General features: G+C 58.9%; 15 protein-coding genes. 11 read left to right on the top strand and 4 right to left on the bottom strand.

Annotated elements, in window-relative coordinates; translation table 11 throughout:
• The first annotated feature begins 81 nt into the window (after positions 1 to 81).
• The 6 genes from KCQ76_RS04105 (at position 82) to groL (ending at position 6,707) form a co-directional block, all read left to right on the top strand.
• The gene (locus KCQ76_RS04105) at positions 82 to 1,938 is read left to right on the top strand and encodes a bifunctional alanine racemase/tRNA (adenosine(37)-N6)-threonylcarbamoyltransferase complex ATPase subunit type 1 TsaE (protein WP_052722142.1); all 1,857 of its coding nucleotides are present in this window, start codon (positions 82 to 84) and stop codon (positions 1,936 to 1,938) included.
• Complete coding sequence (tsaB, locus tag KCQ76_RS04100) at positions 1,892 to 2,815, top strand: tRNA (adenosine(37)-N6)-threonylcarbamoyltransferase complex dimerization subunit type 1 TsaB (protein WP_306421835.1); 924 nt, start codon at positions 1,892 to 1,894, stop codon at positions 2,813 to 2,815. Before KCQ76_RS04105 ends, tsaB begins: the two co-directional genes overlap by 47 nt.
• 43 nt (positions 2,816 to 2,858) lie before the next feature.
• Positions 2,859 to 3,392, top strand: coding sequence for a GNAT family N-acetyltransferase (locus KCQ76_RS04095; RefSeq protein WP_046203601.1), 534 nt, complete (start codon positions 2,859 to 2,861; stop codon positions 3,390 to 3,392).
• A gap of 64 nt (positions 3,393 to 3,456) precedes the next feature.
• Positions 3,457 to 4,539: a tRNA (adenosine(37)-N6)-threonylcarbamoyltransferase complex transferase subunit TsaD gene (gene tsaD, locus KCQ76_RS04090; protein ID WP_046203544.1), complete on the top strand. Its 1,083-nt coding sequence runs from the start codon at positions 3,457 to 3,459 to the stop codon at positions 4,537 to 4,539.
• 225 nt (positions 4,540 to 4,764) lie between these two features.
• Entirely contained in the window at positions 4,765 to 5,064 is a 300-nt protein-coding gene (gene groES / locus KCQ76_RS04085) for a co-chaperone GroES (RefSeq protein WP_012732345.1), read from the top strand.
• Positions 5,065 to 5,090: 26 nt separating this feature from the next.
• Positions 5,091 to 6,707, top strand: a complete 1,617-nt coding sequence (gene groL / locus KCQ76_RS04080; RefSeq protein WP_046203545.1) for a chaperonin GroEL — start codon at positions 5,091 to 5,093, stop codon at positions 6,705 to 6,707.
• Between the two features lie 171 nt (positions 6,708 to 6,878).
• On the opposite strand, the gene KCQ76_RS04075 is transcribed toward groL, so the two are convergent.
• On the bottom strand, positions 6,879 to 7,799 hold the full coding sequence (locus KCQ76_RS04075) for a hypothetical protein (RefSeq protein ID WP_052722143.1): 921 nt from the start codon (positions 7,797 to 7,799) through the stop codon (positions 6,879 to 6,881).
• Between the two features lie 322 nt (positions 7,800 to 8,121).
• Between KCQ76_RS04075 and KCQ76_RS04070 the strand changes: the two genes are divergently transcribed.
• The 4 genes from KCQ76_RS04070 (at position 8,122) to KCQ76_RS04055 (ending at position 13,500) form a co-directional block, all read left to right on the top strand.
• Complete coding sequence (locus KCQ76_RS04070; RefSeq protein WP_046203546.1) at positions 8,122 to 9,423, top strand: adenylosuccinate synthase; 1,302 nt, start codon at positions 8,122 to 8,124, stop codon at positions 9,421 to 9,423.
• A gap of 704 nt (positions 9,424 to 10,127) precedes the next feature.
• Positions 10,128 to 11,084, top strand: a complete 957-nt coding sequence (locus KCQ76_RS04065) for a thiamine pyrophosphate-dependent dehydrogenase E1 component subunit alpha (RefSeq protein WP_046203548.1) — start codon at positions 10,128 to 10,130, stop codon at positions 11,082 to 11,084.
• Positions 11,085 to 11,123: 39 nt separating this feature from the next.
• Positions 11,124 to 12,149 carry an alpha-ketoacid dehydrogenase subunit beta gene (locus KCQ76_RS04060; protein WP_046203549.1) on the top strand — a complete coding sequence of 342 codons (1,026 nt, stop codon included), beginning with the start codon at positions 11,124 to 11,126 and terminating at the stop codon, positions 12,147 to 12,149.
• A 10-nt stretch (positions 12,150 to 12,159) separates the two neighbouring features.
• Positions 12,160 to 13,500 (top strand): dihydrolipoamide acetyltransferase family protein, encoded by a 1,341-nt coding sequence (locus tag KCQ76_RS04055; protein WP_060941907.1) that lies wholly within the window; start codon positions 12,160 to 12,162, stop codon positions 13,498 to 13,500.
• On the opposite strand, the gene KCQ76_RS04050 is transcribed toward KCQ76_RS04055, so the two are convergent.
• On the bottom strand, positions 13,451 to 14,392 hold the full coding sequence (locus KCQ76_RS04050) for a lipoyl protein ligase domain-containing protein (RefSeq protein WP_146003180.1): 942 nt from the start codon (positions 14,390 to 14,392) through the stop codon (positions 13,451 to 13,453). The two genes, KCQ76_RS04055 and KCQ76_RS04050, sit on opposite strands and share 50 nt — an antisense overlap.
• Positions 14,393 to 14,489: 97 nt before the next feature.
• Positions 14,490 to 14,792: a DUF6506 family protein gene (locus KCQ76_RS04045; protein ID WP_046203551.1), complete on the bottom strand. Its 303-nt coding sequence runs from the start codon at positions 14,790 to 14,792 to the stop codon at positions 14,490 to 14,492.
• Positions 14,793 to 15,178: 386 nt separating this feature from the next.
• Here KCQ76_RS04045 and KCQ76_RS04040 point away from each other — a divergent pair, with 386 nt between their 5' ends.
• Positions 15,179 to 16,177 (top strand): nucleoside hydrolase, encoded by a 999-nt coding sequence (locus KCQ76_RS04040; RefSeq protein ID WP_046203552.1) that lies wholly within the window; start codon positions 15,179 to 15,181, stop codon positions 16,175 to 16,177.
• Between the two features lie 79 nt (positions 16,178 to 16,256).
• Here the strand turns inward: KCQ76_RS04040 and metE are convergent, their stop codons facing one another.
• On the bottom strand, positions 16,257 to 18,656 hold the full coding sequence (gene metE / locus KCQ76_RS04035) for a 5-methyltetrahydropteroyltriglutamate--homocysteine S-methyltransferase (RefSeq protein WP_046203553.1): 2,400 nt from the start codon (positions 18,654 to 18,656) through the stop codon (positions 16,257 to 16,259).
• Between the last annotated feature and the right edge of the window lie 8 nt (positions 18,657 to 18,664).

Below are 18,664 nucleotides of genomic sequence, written 5' to 3'. Positions count from 1 at the left end.
TCAACCCCCGTTGTCGCTGGTTATAGGCTGTTTCGAGAATCTCCGTCGGGCGTGTCCTAGGCGGGTGGCACAATGATGTCTATGCCCATCCAGTCTTCATCCCACGCTGTATCTGGTGACCATTTATCCGCGGACGGTAGCGACGCGGCCCTGCCCGGCCTTTTGACCATGACCATCGACCGCGACGCGTTGGCGCACAATGTGCATGTCGTGGCGCGAAACGCGCAATTGGTGAATCCAGATCACCCAGCGGAGTTGATGGCTGTGGTGAAAGCGAATGGGTACAACCACGGGGCGGTGGAAGCTGCACGGGTGTTCTTGGCCAATGGCGCCACCCAGTTGGGCGTGGCAACCATCAGCGAGGGGGTGGAGCTTCGCCGTGCTGGGATTTCAGCACCCATTCTGGCCTGGATTTGGAACGCCGACGGCCCCGTCTCTGTTAAAGCAGCCCTGGATTACGGGATCGACCTGGGCGTTCCGACGCTGGCGCATATCAGAGCCATTGTCGACGAAGCGACCGAGCGCAAGAGATCCCAAGAAGACTGGGAATTTGTCCCCCCACGGGTGACGGTGATGGTGGATTCGGGCCTGAGCCGTTCGGGGATCTCTCCAGACCAATGGGATGAGGCGCTGAAGGAACTGAGCGCAGCAAGTAGTGATTCCATTATCGACGTCACCGGCGCATTTACCCACCTGGCCAGCGCGGATGCCGCGGATAACCCGTCGAATAATCGCCAAAAGGCTCAGTTTGATGCCGCGATTGAGGAGCTGCAGGCGGCCGGAATTCCCGTTCGCATTAACCACATGTGTAATTCGCCAGCCTCGGTGACCAGGCCGGACATGTTTTACCAGATGGTGCGGCCGGGTGTTGCGCTGTACGGGATGGATCCGTTGGAGGAACCAGCGGATCGTTCTTCGTCCACGGGTTCTTCTCTTACCTCACAGCTCAAGCCGGCGATGACTTTATCTGCGCCGATTGTCGCGAAGCGGTTGGTCAAAGCTGGGGAATCGGTGAGTTATGGGGGGACGTGGACAGCGGACGTCGACACAGTGACTGGCGTTGTTCCCGCCGGTTATGCCGATGGGATCCCACGGGCGCTGTCCGGCCGTATGGAGGTCGCGATCAACGGGCGTCGGTATCCGCAAATCGGACGCGTGTGCATGGACCAGATCGTTGTGGCCTTGGGTCCGGCGGGCTCAGAGCAGGCCAGCGCAGTTCACCAGGGCGATGAGGCAATTATTTTTGGTCCACCCGGCGAGTGCATCGGGTCAGACGGCAAGCCCGCCTCTTTGCCGACGGCCACGGAATTGGCCGAAACCCTCGGCACCATTCATTACGAGATCCTGACCAGTCCGCATACGCGCGTCCACCGACGGTATGTTGGCCGCGGTCTTGTCGACGGCCGTGTTCGCGTCCGTAATGCGGAGGCGACGCAAACTCTGGCAGAATCGATTGCTCACGCTTTGCGGCCGGGCGACGTCGTCGTGTTGGACGGGCCACTGGGTGCGGGGAAAACCACGTTTACGCAGGGGCTGGCCAGAGGTTTGCATGTATCAGGCCGTGTAACGTCGCCGACGTTTACTATCGCCCGCGAACATCCCGGCCCGGTGCCGCTCATCCACGTTGACGCGTATCGCCTTCTGGGCGATACCACGACGGATCCGATCGGCGCCCTCGATTCGCTGGATTTGGATACGCGCATTCCCGATAGCATCGTCGTGGCGGAATGGGCCGCGGATATGGCAGACGCGTTGGAACAGGATTATCTGTTGATCCGTCTTGAGCGCGCGACGGGTGGCAGCGAGAAGCCCGCTGGAAATGAAACGTCCGCTGGCAACGACGCCTCTGCTGGGGGCGACACATCAGCACCAGCAAATCCCGTCGATTTCGATGAGGACGAACCACGAGTCATTTCGTGGACGTGGGTCCGGCGGTAATCTATCCATCATGCTCGTGCTGGTTATTGATACTGCGACACCGTATGTCACCGCTGGGCTTGTCGACGTCACCTCGCGGGACACGATCCGCGCGCGGTTTAACAGGAGTGTTCGGGATTCCCGCGCGCACAATGAGGTGTTGACGCCCTTCATTATGGAGTGCTGCGACGAAGTTGGAGTCACTCCGAGCGACCTCGACGCCGTTGTTGTGGGCGTGGGGCCCGGCCCGTTTACGGGGTTGCGTGTCGGTATGGCGACTGCTGCGGCGTTCGGGGACGCGTTAGATATTCCCGTCATCGGGGTGTGCTCGCTGGATGGTCTGGCGTGGAATGCCATCGCGGACGCCCCACAGCATGAGGGTGAGACGATTATCGTTGCGACGGATGCTCGCCGTCGAGAAGTTTATTGGGCTACGTACCGCATATCCGACGGGCACCCCGTGCGCGTCACGGAACCCGAGGTCACGCGTCCAACGGACGTCCATGTGTCCGGTGATGCAGACGTTCCTGCGCAGCAGCCGAGTTTTGCGGTGGTGTCCGATTCCGTGGCCGACGCTCTTCTGGCCAGTGTGACCAGTGTTAACCAGTCGGTGGACGCGCAACCGGACATCGTGAACTTTGTTCGCGCAGCCCTCGACCACCCCATGAATCTCGACCGCGCGACGAACGTCGACGATTCTGACGACACTGAATCTGATCATGACCGCAACGCGCTCTTCCCGCGACAGTCAGATCTTCAACCCCTCCGCCCCCTTTATTTACGACGGCCCGACGCCGTGCCACCGAAAGCAAAGCCGGTGAGCCCCGCTATCAGCGAGGAAGCGATTACTCGCGCGCGTCAGCTCCGTGAACAGATGACGGCAGACCGCGATGAGTGATGGCCAGCACGCTAGTGCTCCGCCAGAGAATCTCCCTGACGGAATGAGGCTCGTCCAGCTAGACGCCACCGCCGCCGCTGCCTGCGCGGAACTGGAAGCAGAAATTTTCCCGGACGACTCGCCATGGCCCTACGAAGGATTCCTCGCAGAGCTCCGCGACCCGAGATCGGTGTACGTCGGCCTTGTCACGTCAGCAGTTGCCCGCGCCGGGCACAGCGATGAACAAGGGGAAAACCCGCGTCGGAATATGCAGGGATCGCGTGACGCGATGGCCCTCGTCGGCTATGCCGGCCTAGGAGTCTTAGGCCCGGAGGATGACCCAGAGTTTGAAGTCCGAACCATTGGGCTAGATCCCGCATGGCGTGGCCACGGCCTAGGGCGAGTGCTGTTGGGGACAATCCTCTATGTCGCCGATAACGCGCCCGGCCCGGTGTTCTTAGAAGTGCGCACCGACAATAAGCCAGCCATCGGTTTGTACGAGTCAGAAGGCTTCACGGTGTTAGGTACTCGAAAGAACTATTACCAGCCGTCGGGCGCAGACGCGTTCACCATGAAAAGGGGTCCCAGGCCGGACTAGCCCCACACAACCCCTCCCACCACGTGTTTTCAGTCATCCCGCCCAGGTGTCTACTCTTGTCACCATGCGCGCAATCGTGATGGGTGTGGAGAGTTCATGTGATGAAACCGCCGTGGGCATTGTCGAAGTCACCACGCACGACGATGCCGACCCTACCGTGACCGTCTTGGCCAACCGCGTCGCCAGTTCGATGGAACAGCACGCCCGGTTCGGTGGCGTCGTCCCGGAGGTCGCCTCCCGCGCCCACTTGGAGGCCATGGGGCCGGTCGTGCGGGCAGCCCTCGCTGACCTGAAAGCCGCGCGTCCCGACGTCGATAAGCCAGATTATGTGGCCGCGACGGTTGGCCCAGGTTTGGCCGGTGCGCTCCTCGTCGGTTCATCGGCGGCGAAGGCGTACGCCGCTGCCTGGGGTGTTCCGTTCTATGGGATGAACCACCTGGCCGGGCACATCGCGGTGGGGGCTCTGGCCGACGCGGACCTGGACCTCGACCACGCCATCGCGCTCCTCGTATCCGGCGGCCACACTCAGATTCTGAAGGTTAACGGCCTGGGGAAGCCCATGCAGGAGCTGGGGTCAACCCTTGACGACGCTGCCGGCGAGGCCTATGACAAGGTGTCGCGTCTCCTGGGGTTGGGGTACCCGGGTGGACCGATTATCGACAAGCTGGCTGCTGAGGGGAATTCGAAGGCCATTCGTTTCCCGCGTGGCGTGATGCGTCCGCAGGATCTCCGCGGCCCGCACCGGTACGATTTTTCGTTCTCTGGCCTAAAGACCTCCGTCGCCCGTTATATTGAGGCAGCCGAGCGGAACCACCAGACGGTGTCGTTGCCCGATGTGTGTGCCTCGTTTCAAGCAGCAGTGGCGGACGTGCTGACCAAGAAGGCGTTGTTGGCTTGCACCGATACAGAAGCGACGACGCTGCTGCTCGGCGGTGGGGTCGCGGCGAACTCTGGTTTGTGTCGCCTTGCCACCGCGCGGTGCCAAAGCGCGGGGATCAACCTATGCGTCCCAGAGATGAAGTTGTGCACGGACAACGGCCTCATGATTGCCGCGGCCGCGGCCTATTCGATAGCACGTGGTGTGGGGCCCTCGGGTCTCGGCGCTGCCACAAATCCAGGTCTTGACGTCGCTATTCCCGTTGTCTGAGTGCGTTCAAAAGTTCTCGTATTGGGCTCGTATCAGCGCTCGTATATAGGCCTCCACGAGCGCGTTTGGATATTTAGCACTCCCGGTGGTTGAGAGCTGGCACTCACACGGGTAGAGTGCCAATCAGGTTGTGAATCACAGTTGTTCACCCGCGACGACGGCTGTGGAAAAACCTGTCAAGAGCACAATTTTCCATTCACTTTCCATTCACTGGAGGAAGTAATCGTGGCTAAGGTCAACATCAAGCCTCTTGAGGATAAGCTCCTCGTTCAGATCGTCGAAGCTGAGACCACCACCGCATCCGGACTGGTTATCCCGGATACCGCTAAAGAAAAGCCGCAGGAAGCTACCGTCGTCGCTGTTGGGCCCGGCCGTACCGATGAAAACGGCAAGCGCGTGCCCATGGACGTTGCCGAGGGCGACGTCGTCATCTTCTCCAAGTACGGCGGAACTGAGATTAAGTACGCTGGCGAGGAATACTTGATTCTCTCGCAGCGCGACGTTCTCGCTGTCGTCGAAAAGTAATCGTTCAGGAGAGGTAGAGGCACAGTATGTCGAAGCTTATTGCATTCGACGAGGAAGCCCGCCGTGGCCTGCAATCAGGCGTTGACACTCTTGCCGACGCCGTCAAAGTCACCCTCGGCCCACGCGGTCGCAATGTGGTGCTTGACAAGGCTTTTGGTAGCCCCCTCGTCACGAACGACGGTGTGACGATCGCCCGCGATATCGACGTTGAGGATCCTTTCGAGAACCTCGGCGCCCAGCTGGTGAAGTCCGTCGCCGTCAAAACTAACGATATCGCCGGTGACGGCACCACAACAGCAACGTTGCTGGCTCAGGCTCTTGTCGACGCCGGCCTGCGCAACGTCGCCGCTGGCGCTAACCCGCTCGCACTCAACGTCGGTATCAAGGCCGCAGCGGAGAAAGCCGTCGAGCTGCTCCGTGCCCGCGCCACTGAGGTATCCAGCACCGACGAGATCGCCAACGTCGGTACGGTGTCCTCCCGCGACGCCGAAATCGGCGCGATGGTTGCGTCGGCTATGGAAAAGGTCGGCAAGGACGGCGTTGTGTCCGTTGAGGAATCGCAGTCGCTCAACGATGAGTTGGCTGTCACCGAGGGCGTGTCCTTCGATAAGGGCTACTTGTCGCCGTACTTCGTCACCGACACGGAGACCGGGGAAGCGGTTCTGAATGACGCCCTGGTTCTGTTGGTTCGTGAGAAGATCTCGTCACTGCCGGATTTCCTCCCGGTGTTGGAGAAAATCGCTAATTCCGGCAAGCAGGTTCTGATCGTTGCCGAAGATGTTGAGGGCGAACCGCTCTCGATGCTGGTCGTAAACTCCATCCGCAAGAGCTTGAACGTGTGCGCCGTGAAGTCGCCATACTTCGGCGACCGTCGCAAGGCCTTCATGGACGACCTTGCTGTGGTGACGGGTGCAACTGTCATCGATAAGGAAGTTGGGCTCAGCCTGAGCGAGGCCGACGAGTCCTACTTCGGTTCCGCTCGCCGCATCACCGTGACCAAGGATGAGACCATCATTGTCGACGGTGGCGGCACCAAGGAAGATCTTCAGTCCCGACGTGACTTGCTCCGTCGCCAGATTGATGAGACGGATTCGACGTGGGATCGCGAGAAGCTGGAAGAGCGTTTGGCTAAGCTCTCCGGCGGTGTGGCCGTGGTGAAGGCCGGCGGTGCCACTGAGACCGAGGTTTCGGAGCGCAAGCTGCGTATCGAGGACGCGATCAACTCGGCCCGTGCTGCCGCGCAAGAAGGCGTTGTTGCTGGTGGCGGATCCGTGTTGGTTCAGATTTCTCGGGAGCTCGAGGAATTTGCCGACCAATTCGAGGGCGACGAGAAAGTCGGCGTAAAGGCCATGGCTGACGCGTTGACCAAGCCCGCGTTCTGGATTGCTCACAACGCTGGTCTTGATGGCGCTGTTGTGGTTAACCGGATCAAGGATCTGCCGAACGGTGAAGGCCTCAATGCTGACACCTTGGAGTACGGCAACCTGATCGAACAGGGGATTATCGACCCTGTGAAGGTCACCCACTCCGCTGTGGACAATGCCACATCGGTGGCGCGGATGGTTCTGACCACCGAGACCGCTGTGGTGGATAAGCCAGAGGAAGAAAAGCCTGAGGCAGAAGGCCATCATCACCATCACTAAAGGTGGCGACGAGCATGCGTGAGGTCGATGCCGAGCGCGCGGGCCAGGCCTGGTCGCTAGGTGCGTGCGCGGAAACGCGATCGTGCATTGCGTCAACCTCTGCGTCCTAAATAACAGCTGAAACGACGGGGCTCACTCTTATCGGAGTGGGCCCCGTTTTGTTATTCGTAATTAAGGACGAACAACCTGCATATCGCGCAAGTGCCGGTAGAACGTCACACGAGTCAACGCGCGTGGGTGAGCAACACCATCGCGATACACCATAAAGGGCTCCCCACCAGCTTGAACGGCACGCCCGGTGAGCACTGTGCTATCAACAGCGCCGGTCTCAGGGCCATGGTGGAAGAATCGCCCCAGAAATCCGCTCCGTTTGGTGGAATTGGATCGTGTGGATTTCGTTCGGTCACCGCTGTAGGCCGACGGCCCAGTCATGGCAACGGCAGCAATTCCCGGCGCATCCAGGGTGGATACCAACCGCGTGCCATAAAAATCGCTCCCCTCAGGAGCTCCGACGGTGGTGTCGTCGATAATGATTTCGCCGACAAACGGCGAGCCATCCGTTGAACAAATTTCGGCGGCGCCCAGAGTTACCCTGCCGGAATCATCGCGGATAAGGGGCACTGGACGAACCGATCCCGACAAAGCTATTGACCAGGGTTTATCGGCCACACCCCAGCTTGTCGCAATCACCGACTTCGCTTCGACGCTCGACTCGCCCGGTGAAGCATAGGCTTTCGATAAAACGCCACCCCCGGCCAGAACAGGGACGTAAGCGAGCTCCATCCACGTAGCGTCGATGCGCATTAATCGCGTGGCCACAGCATCAAGATCGGCATCGGTGCCGACAACAACTAGCCGAACGGTGTCGATGGGCGTGCGCGGATCCGGGCCGGGTGCCCCAAGATGGTCAACATCCGGCTGTGCGGCGATCTCGTCCAGGCTCGGCGTCGGATCGTGAGGAAGGTACCGTGCCACCAGCTCATCAATGAAGGGCAGATCCTTACGGCCCGGGCAGGTGGGGACGGTATGCACGGGCAGGGGGAGGTCCTGGGGAAGCGGTGCATCACCGCAACGGACGATGTGAATGGGCATGAGGTACGGTGATCCTTCGACAATGAACGCTGCAAAAACCGCTGGTGGCGGAAGTTGGTGGCGGCACGTCGTCGTACCTTAAACGAAAGCCCGGTAGCCCATGCCACCAACCAGCGGTGTACGGTGTCACAGCCCATCGTAGCTGCGCGGGTTTTCGTCGTCGGTGCGCGGGGTTTTGCCGATTTACCTAGCTGTTTGGCCCTTCTGCACGTGCGCGCACGCTCACCCGTTACACTTGACGTGGTTTGTGCCCCGATTGGCACTCCGACGTAAGGCTTGTGGTCCCGGCTCGTCGGCAATCCATGGGACCGTGGGAGTTTTCGTGACTGCTGCTGCGATCGTTGTCGTGGGTGCTCAGTGGGGCGATGAAGGCAAAGGTAAAGCTACCGACATTCTGGGCGGCAAAGTTGACTACGTCGTCAAGCCCAATGGTGGTAACAACGCTGGTCACACGGTGGTTGTGGGTGGCGAGAAATATGAACTCAAGCTGCTCCCTGCGGGAGTGCTGTCCCCGAACGCCACTCCGGTGTTGGGCAATGGCGTGGTGATCAATCTGGAGGCACTGTTCTCTGAGATTGACGGCCTTGAGGCTCGCGGTGCTGACGCGTCGCGTCTGCGTATTTCGGCAAACGCGCATCTCGTTGCCCCTTATCACCAAACCCTTGACCGCGTCGGCGAGCGGTTCCTGGGCAAGCGAGCCATCGGCACAACGGGCCGGGGTATTGGACCTACCTATTCCGACAAGGTTGCCCGAGTGGGGATCCGTGCCCAGGATGTTCTCGATCCGTCGATTCTCCGTCAAAAGATCGAGTCAGCCTTGGACTTTAAGAACCAGGTGCTGGTCAAGATCTACAACCGGAAAGCGATTGATCCGGACGAGGTCTTCGATTACTTCATGTCGTACGCGGATCGGTTGAAGCCCATGTTGATCGACACGGCGACTGTGCTGAATAAAGGTCTCGATGAGGGTAAATCGGTCCTTATGGAGGGTGGCCAGGCCACGATGCTCGACGTTGACCACGGGACCTATCCGTTCGTGACCAGTTCGAACCCTACGGCCGGTGGTGCTTCGGTGGGATCGGGTATTGGCCCGGCGAGAATTACATCGGTATTGGGAATTTCTAAGGCCTATACGACGCGCGTCGGTGCGGGCCCCTTCCCCACGGAGCTGTTCGATAAATGGGGCGATTACCTGCGCGATACGGGACACGAGTTTGGTGTGAACACCGGCCGTCCGCGTCGGTGTGGGTGGTATGACTCGGTCGTCGCGCGATATGCAGCTCGGGTCAATGGCTTCACGGACTTGTTCATTACTAAGTTGGATGTTCTCGGTGGTATTGGTGAGATCCCGATCTGCGTTGGTTACGACGTTGATGGCGTGCGCCACGATGAAATGCCGTTGACGCAATCGGACTTCCACCACGCCGTCCCGATCTATGAGACGATGCCCGCGTGGGAAGAGGACATCAGTGGTGCGCGGTCAGTGTCTGATTTGCCGCAGAAGGCCCAGGATTACTTAGAGCGGTTGGAAGAACTGTCTGGCTGCCGAATCTCGTACATCGGTGTCGGCCCCGGTCGTGACGAAACCATCGTTATTAACGACGTTCTGAAGCCTGAGAAATAAGGCGGCTAGTGCCCTGAGTTGTGGCGCGGTGACGTGCTACGTGGGGTGATAAGCGCCCGTGGACCATGTTGTTCCGCGGGCGCTTTTTGTACGTGTGGGGCCAGACGTCTTTCGCGTGCTCCAGTTTTCCTGCGTGGTGGGTTGGCTATGTGGTGGGTTGGCTGTGTGTGGGCAATGTGGGTTGGCTGTGTGTGGGCAATGTGGGTTGGCTGTGTGTGGATTATGTGTGTGGTGTAAGTGCGGGGGTATGGACGTACACTGTTCAGCTTTTAATTATGAGTCAGCCCACAAACCACACCCTTTAGGGGTTGAAAAGTGTTCAAAACGTGCCTTTATCAGAAGTGAAGCCAATATTTTTTCTGCGCACGGGGGCTGATCCGCACTAGTCTCGCACGTAGAGATAGATCATATTCACCCTATGAATGTGATCTAGCACATAGTTGGTGTTCTCTGCGTGGAGCGAGAAAAGTTGCCTGCTTTTCGACGTCATCACGTGGTGATCCGTGCGGCAGCGATCACTGTAACGACGCGGTGTTCCGAACCGTTCAGACAGGACATCACGGAGCAGCGTCGATGCATAGCAGCGTCGTCGTAAGGCGGCGTCCATATCAACGTCGCCACAAACGAACGTCGTTATAAGTCAATACAGAGCACTACGTGGTGTGGCGTGAGAAATCATGCTAACCGGCCTAGAGGAGGGCGTAATGAAGAGATCGACTGCAGAGTGGATCTATAACAAGATGAACGACATCCGCAATTTTGAGGATCGAGTTCACGGACTTTTCGCAAAAGGGGAGATCCCTGGCTTTGTTCACCTTTACGCAGGTGAGGAAGCTGTTGCGGTGGGTGTGTGCGCACACCTGACGGAAGAGGATTCCATTACCTCGACGCACCGTGGACACGGGCATTGCGTCGCCAAGGGGTGTGACCTGAACCGCATGATGGCCGAGATTTTCGGCCGCAAGGATGGTCTATGCGGCGGCAAAGGCGGATCGATGCACATCGCTGACATCGACACCGGCATGCTCGGCGCGAACGGCATGGTCGGTGGTGGGTTCGCACTCGCCACCGGAGCCGCCTTGCGGAACCAATATTTGGGTACCGACGCGGTCGCCGTGTGCTTCTTCGGCGACGGAGCATCAAACGAAGGGGTGTTCCACGAGGCGTTGAATATGGCCGGAATTTGGAAACTTCCGGTTGTCTTCGTCTGTGAAAACAACATGTTCGGCGAAGCCACCCCGCAAAATTACGCGTGCGCTAGTGAAACGATTGCGCAGCGGGCGGCGGCCTACGACATGCCCGGCAAAGTCGTCGACGGTAAGAACGTCATCGAGGTCTATGACGAAGTTGGGGACGCTATCAAGCGCGCTCGTAAGGGAGGTGGCCCTAGCCTGATCGAATGCCGCACCTACCGCAAGTACGGCCACTTCGAAGGCGACGAGCAAGCCTATAAAGCCACGGAAGGCGCTGAGAAGGAGTTCGCCGATCTGGATCCGATCCCGCGCTTCCGTGAGGACGCGATTGAGAAGGGGTGGCTCAGCAAGAAGAAGGCTGACGAGATTGAAAAGGCCAGCGAAAAACGCATCGACGATGCGATCGAATTCGCAGAGAAGAGCCCCATTCCTGACCCTGAAGACCTGCTAAGCAACGTCTTCGCCTAACTCACTAGAGCCGATTAACTAAGAGAGGAGTACATAGTCATGGCACGTGAAATTAGCTTCATGAAGGCCATTAATGAAGCGCTCGCTCAGGCAATGCGCGCAGACGATCGTGTGATGCTGTTAGGCGAAGACCTTGCAGGTGGCCACGGTGTGGAACATTTGAATGGTGATGGCGCGTGGGGTGGCGTGATGGGCGTCACCAAAGGACTCATTGAGGAGTTCGGTGAAAAACGCGTCAAGGATACGCCTATCTCAGAGATGGGATATATGGGCATCGCGGTCGGTGCGGCGGCCACAGGGCTTCGCCCCATCCCTGAGCTCATGTTCAATGATTTCCTAGGCTTCTGCTTCGACACGCTGCTGGGGCAGGCGTCGAAAATGCGATACATGTTCGGCGGCAAAGCAAAGCTGCCGCTGACGGTGCGCACGATGCATGGTGCAGGCGCCTCCGCCGCGGCCCAGCACTCGGGTTCGTATTACGGCCTGTTGGGCGCTATCCCCGGTATCAAGGTCGTTGTCCCGTCGACGCCGTACAACGCCAAAGGGCTGTTGCTGTCGAGTATCGAGGAAGACAACGTTGTGGTGTTTTCCGAGGACAAGACGCTGTATGCGCAGAAAGGCGACGTCCCGGAAGACTACTACACGATCCCGCTGGGCAAGGCCGACATTGTTCGCGAAGGCGAGGACCTCACCATTGTCACTATCGGGAAGATGCTGTACCAGGGCATTGAGGTCGCCGACCAGCTGGCGTCGTCGGGAATAAGTGTTGAGCTTATTGATCTGCTGACGGTGGCGCCGTGGGATCAAGAAACTGTGCTGGAGTCCGTCCGGAAGACTGGGCGGTTGATCGTCGTCGATGAGGCGAACCCGCATAACAACACGGCAACTGACATCGCTGCGGTCGTGTCCGACGAGGCCTACGACTACTTGGATGGCCCTGTTAAGAGAGTGACCGCGCCCAATACTCCGGTGCCGTTTGCCTCCAATTTGGAACAGCTCTATATCCCCGATGCCACGCGCATCATGGAGGAAGCCGACGAGCTGATCTTCGACCTCAAGAAGTAAGGAAACGATCATGGCAACAGAAGTATTGATGCCTAAGCTCGGCCTTACCATGACGGAAGGCCTAGTTGACGAGTGGTATAAAAACGAAGGTGACGCCGTCAAGAAGGGCGAAGCTCTGTGCTCGATTAGCTCGGAGAAGCTGTCTGGAGATGTTGAAGCCGACGACGACGGCACGCTGCTGAAAATCGTCGTGGCGGCAGGGGATTCGACAGCGGTGAAAACGCCTATTGCCTATGTGGGCGCCGCTGATGAGACCATTTCTGCAGCAGCGACGGGCCCTGCTGGTGCGGAAGATGTTCAACGTGGCGATCGCGTTGAAGGGTCTCGCGCCTCTGGTGATTCTGGTGATTCTGGCGCTGGTGACGCTAACAGCCCCGGTGAGGATGACTCTGAGGATGGTGCTCGGCGGGCGAATCGCGACACGAGCGGCGATGGCAAGCGCATCTTTATCTCTAAAGTCGCAGAAAAGATGGCCAAAAAGCACGGCATTGACTATTCGAAAGTCACGGGCACGGGTGGTCACGGTCGGATCACGAAGCGTGATATGAAGGCCTATATAGAGTCTCACCCGTCGGGCGACGCGGACTCGCAGGAACCCTCCGATGGGGCGGCTTCAGCAGGCGCCTCGGCAGCTGCGTCGGCAAGTGAGGCAGTTGCCCCGGTGACGGCTGGTGAAGGCCTGACCGGTATGCGCAAGATTATTGCGCAGAATATGATGCATAGTTTGCATTCCACTGCGCAGTTGACACTGCACCGGAAGGTGAATGTGACCGATCTGCTTGCCACGGTGTCTGAGATCAAGGGCAACCTCGGCCCCGGCGATGAAGCCAAGGCACTCAGCATGAACGTGCTGCTCATTAAGGCAGTGGCTATCGCCTTGCAGGAGCATCCTTCGCTGAATGCCCACTACGACGGCCACGAGTACGAGCAGTGTGACGACGTGAACATCGGTGTGGCCGTGGCTTTGGATGATGGTTTGGCCGTACCGACGGTTCCCAACGTCGTTGGCCAATCGTTATCGCAGTTGAAGACCGTGTTTCACGATCGTGTTGATCGCGCGCGGAATGGCGATATCGACACCCTTGCCCCCGGAACGTTCACCATTACGAACCTGGGGACCGACGGGATTGAGTATTTCACCCCGGTGCTTAACGTCCCAGAGGTCGCGATCCTGGGGGTTGGCGCGCAGAGCACGCGGCTGACCTTAAACAGTGAGGGTGAGATTGAGAAAGTAGTCGAGTTGCCCTTGAGCTTGACTATTGACCACCAAACTGTCGACGGCCGTACGGGTGCGGAATTCCTCAGTACCTTGGCCGACGTGTTGGCGGAGCCCTATCGAGTCCTGCTGTAGACGTCGCTTTATGGCTGGCCCTTTTATCGGGGGCTAGGGGGCCAGCCATGAGGCGTGGACTGTACCGCTTGCCGACGATGCTGGCGACGCTGCTGTCCGTGATTATTCCGTGGCAAATTTCAGCGCTGACGGTGCCATCTCGGTAGCTGAAATGCGGTGTTCGGCCGTAATTCCATTCCCAGCTGCGTTGCGTGTCAAGGTGGGGGCGTAGTTGGTGCGCGTAATCGTCAGCATGGGCGGTTCGGTACATGACAACGCCCTCGCGCTTCATGTGTGCGGCAAAATGCTCGTGAACCGTTGCCTGCACGGCGTCGATAGTCACCTCGGGCAGGTTAGTGACGGGGGAGGGGACCGACGGTATTCCATTGACGTGCACATGCGGGTCATGGGCCCGGAGGGCTTCATTAAGCACGGCGAGGTCGGCGTGGACAAGGACTGTCCCGTGGAGAAGACCGTGGGTGAGAGTTTCACGAATCGCGGATCCCGTGATCTTGTACGCGCTGCCGTTGTGCCGGAGAAAAAGTGACCGACGGGGATCGGCATACACATCGCAGCCCAGTGACCGTAGGGCGTCGCGTGCGATGATGATGGGGAGGTCCCGCGAGAAGTACGGTTTGGATGCCATGAACGTGAAGTTCAGGTTTCCTAGGTCGTGGTAGACGGTTCCGCCACCACTGATCCGTCGGAATAGTGGGATGTGGTGGCTGTGAAGGAACTCGGTATTTGCTTCGTACCAGGGGTTTTGTGCCCGGCCGACCATAACGGCGGGGCTATTACGCCATATGACGACGGCCGCTTCTTTCTTCCCTAGCGAGCTGAACAGATAGCGTTCGAAAGCGAGGTTATGGAGTGGATCGTGGCTGGTGAGGCGCCATAGGGTCGTTGTGAACATGATGAGGTGATCACAGGGGCAGAGCGGGGGGGGGGCTATCTCGGGAGCTAGAGCCGGAGATGGTACGAGGGAAAGAGCTAGTTCTAGAGTTTCGAGGTTAGTAAAGCTCGTCCCCGCTCTTGTGTCCGAGGCCGGGGTGGTGATCGAAGCGTACAACCCCGACGGCCACCGTGTCGGGAACGGCCTTCTTGACGCGCGCGACGCCTTCGATGCCGAATCCGCCACATAACTCGATAGCGACGTACCCTTCGTCGGCGAGTTTCGATGCGACGTCCTCAGCTTGGGTGTAATCGTTGACCGCTACCGTGAGGAGTTCGACGCCCGGAGTTGTGACGGTCGACCGGTTTGTGTCCGGGTCGGCGCCGGTGTCGACGAACATAAATGCAGCTTTGAGAGCCATGGTGGTACTCCGTAGGTGTAGAGACTGGGTTGATGGAAAGATTGGGATTGCAAAACCTAGCCACATTCTATCGCTCTATGGCGTTCGTATTCTCTCTTTAAAGTGTGTTTGTAGCCCTACGTATGTCCCCCGTTGTAATAGAGATCCAGCCCACTCCTGTGAGCGTGATAGCTTCACAAGGCGGGCTGAACTGTTGCCGTTAAAAGTAGCGGACGCGGTTCCGAAATGGCAAGAGGGCAATGAGCTATGACATCCCTGCGCATAGGCATTTTCTTTGGTTGCTTAACTAGGTATGTAGGCCCGCATGGTGACATGGGCTTAGCGGAATATGCCATGGTGGTTCTAGCCACGGACTAAAAGGGTTGTGAGTTAAAAAAGGGGTTATTATGCGCAGACTTGTAGCGGATGTTGATACGGGTATCGACGACATGCTCGCTCTGATCTACCTCGCGGCACGGCACCGTGCTGGGGAAATTGAGTTAGCGGGAGTGACCACCGTCGCGGGAAACACGACCGTCGATAATGTCGCGGTGAACACGCGTTGGGTGCTTGACCTGTGTGGATGCTCTGACATTCCCGTGGGGGTGGGGCCAGCCGCGCCGGTCTCGATCCCGTTGACCACGACTCCCGAAACTCACGGCGACTACGGTCTCGGATACGCCCGTCCGCCTCGTGAGGTGAGCGAGCGGCTGTCAGTGGATGGTGGCGAATCTACCTCCCGTATCTTGAGCACGACTGACGTGTGGGAAGCCGCTCTTCAGGACGGCTCAGCCGATCTCGTCGCGACAGGTCCGCTGACGTCGGTAGCGATGAATCCCGAGCTGGTATCGCGGTTCAATTCGCTGACGATCATGGGCGGCGCCGTCGATTATCGGGGAAATACGACCCCCACGGCGGAGTGGAATTTCTGGGTTGACCCCGACGCGGTGGCAATGACGTTGAAGGAAGCTCGGCAGCGCGGTTGGGATGTCACGCTGTGTCACTTGGGTGTGACGGAAACAATCATGGTCACGCCGGACGACGTCGCGCGGTGGGGTCTGCCGGGTGAGTTGGGCACGCTTGTGAAGGATGCACTGCGTTTTTACTTCGAGTTCCACGACAACGAGGGGATCGGTTATTGTGCCCAGGTCCATGACTTACTCGCCGTCATGGTGGCCCTTGATGCGGTCAACTACGGGACGGCTGATAAAGCGCTGGTCGCCGTGCCCGATGACCGGGGTGCGATAACGGCGGTGGGGTCGGACGGTGATGCTCGGGGGCAGGCCAATCGGGAAGATGTGGCCCCGGACAAGTGCGCCATGGTCCACGTTCTCGATTCCGTCGATCCTGATGACGTGAGGGCCGAAACGGAACGCGTGTTCGCCATTCTCAACCCATCGCGCTAGCGGCTTTCGATAGCGGATCCTGATGGCGCACCCGTCGGGCTATACCTTTATCACGCACTCATTGCTACATAGTTGCAGGTCAGCTACCCAATTGTTCCCGAATACTCCGGGTAGCGTCAACCATGTTGCGCAGCGACGCAGTCGTCTCCGGCCAGGCCCGCGTCTTCAGCCCACAGTCGGGATTGACCCACAAAGGTTCGACCCCGACGGCATCGATAGCGTCGCGAATAAGTGTCGTGATTTCCTCGACTGACGGCACCCGCGGTGAGTGAATATCCCACACGCCGGGGCCAATGCCGAGGGAGAACCCGGCGTCGCGGAGAGCTGTGAGTACCTTCATGCCGTTGCGGGCCGATTCGATGGTGGTGACGTCGGCATCCAAGTCGATGATGGTGTCGATGAGCTCATTGAACTGTGAGTAACACATATGAGTATGGATGTGGATATCCGGGCCAGCACTCGACGTAGCCAATCGGAAGGCCTGGGTCGCCCACGCCGTATAGGCCTCATGGTCAGATTTGCGGAGGGGGAGGAGTTCACGAATGGCAGGTTCGTCGACCTGAATAATGCGCGCTCCAGCCTGAATAAGATCATCGATCTCATCCCGCAGCGCTAACGCCACCTGGTCGGCAGTAACCGACATGGGTTGATCTTCACGAACGAACGACCACGCAAGCATCGTTACCGGCCCCGTGAGCATGCCTTTCACCGGTTTGTCGGTGGCGTCCTGGGCAACGCGATACCAATGCGTCGTTAGTGGTGACGGCCGGGACACGTCGCCGGTCACAATGGGTGGGCGGACGCACCTCGACCCGTAGGACTGAACCCAGCCATTCGTCGTAGAGCAGTATCCCTCCAGTTGTTCAGAGAAGTACTGCACCATGTCATTTCGTTCAGGCTCGCCGTGAACGAGAACATCGAGGCCGAGTTCTTCCTGGGCCTTGATGGTGGACCGCACTTCGTCTTCCATCCGTGCGGTGTATTCGTCCTGGGTAATGGTGCCGTCGCGTTTATCTTTCCGCGCTCGCCGGATGGCGGATGTTTGCGGGAATGAGCCGATCGTCGTGGTGGGAAGCACGGGTAGCGACGGGCCTGTTCTGTCGCTGAACGGAACGCGGTGTCGGTCGTCGTCGGTGATCGAGCTCAGCCGCCGTTGAACACTGTCATTAGTGGGCAGACCCTCGGATAATGCTGTGCTCGAGGCGGCAATGTATTGCTCGTCGTCCGGGGTGCTTGCCGACGCTAGAGCGCGGTGGAGGACCGCTAGTTCTTGTATTTTCTCCTCGCCGAACGCTAATCGATTGCGGACATCGACGGGCAGTCCCGGTTCGGAGCTGCCCTCGTGGTCGTCGGTGCCGTCGGCGTTGCGCCCCAAGCGATACGGGACATGGAGGAGGGAACACGATGTTGAGGCCACCACCGGCCCACGCTCGGCTAGTTTTTTGAGCGCGCGCAATGATTGGTCGATATTGGTGCGCCAAACGTTGCGGCCGTTGACAATTCCCGCGACGAGTGTCTCATCGCCCGTCCATGCGTCGAGCCACGATGGAACGACGTCGTCGTGGGGGGTGGTGTCGTGGGTGCCACTTCGGGTGGTGGTTTGTTGACTCGGTATGAGGTCGACAGCGATGCCGTTGACGCCGGTCCCGTTCAGTGCAGCAAGAGCATGATCGCCAGGGCCAAAGTACGTGGCGGCTAGTAGTTTGACGTCGGCTTTTCCGGCTGCTTCGGCGAGCTTTGTGTAGGCGGAATGCACGCGATTGATATCGGTGTCGGTGACGTCGCAGGTCAATTGAGGCTCGTCCAGCTGCACCCATCCCACTCCGGTGGTACCTAAGCGCGTGATGAATTCTGCATAGGCATCGATCAGCGGTTCCCACAGGCCATCGAGGTCATCGTCGGATGCTTGGTCAGCCAAGGTCAGGTAAGTGAACGGACCTACTAATACAGGCCGCACATTTGCAATGCTCTGTAGTTCGGTGATGTCGGCAAGAAAGTCGTCGATAGTCAGATCAAACTGTGTGTCGCCGGTGAGCTCGGGAACGATGTAGTGGTAGTTGGTGTCATACCACTTGGTCATGGCCGACGGAGCAAGATCCGACGTCCCGCGGGCGGTGGCGAAGCGACGATCGATATCGCGTGGTAGTCGATCATGTATTGACGTTGCTGGCTCGTGGTCGGTGGTTGTGTGATCCGGGATTGTGTTGAATCGTGCAGGAAGGACGCCGAGGTAGGCGCTCATGTCGAGCACGGCGTCGTAGTAGCTGCGTCCCAGGGTGGGGACGGATTCCATGCCGGCTGAGGCGAGATTCTGTGTGTAGGTCGTCGTGAGTTCCCACGCAGTACGGGCTAGGTGGGAAGCATGTTCTTGGGCCCCGCGGTCGTTAGGTGCAGAACCTGATTTCCAGTATTTTTCGCAAGCGCGTTTGAGTTCGCGGCGTGGGCCGATACGTGGCACGCCAAGTGTCGTGAATGTCATTTCTGATC

This window comes from Corynebacterium parakroppenstedtii, assembly GCF_019754935.1.
Lineage (GTDB): Bacteria > Actinomycetota > Actinomycetes > Mycobacteriales > Mycobacteriaceae > Corynebacterium > Corynebacterium parakroppenstedtii.
The sequence above is the reverse complement of the archived record's forward strand: the minus strand, read 5'-3'. Positions and strand labels throughout refer to the sequence as shown.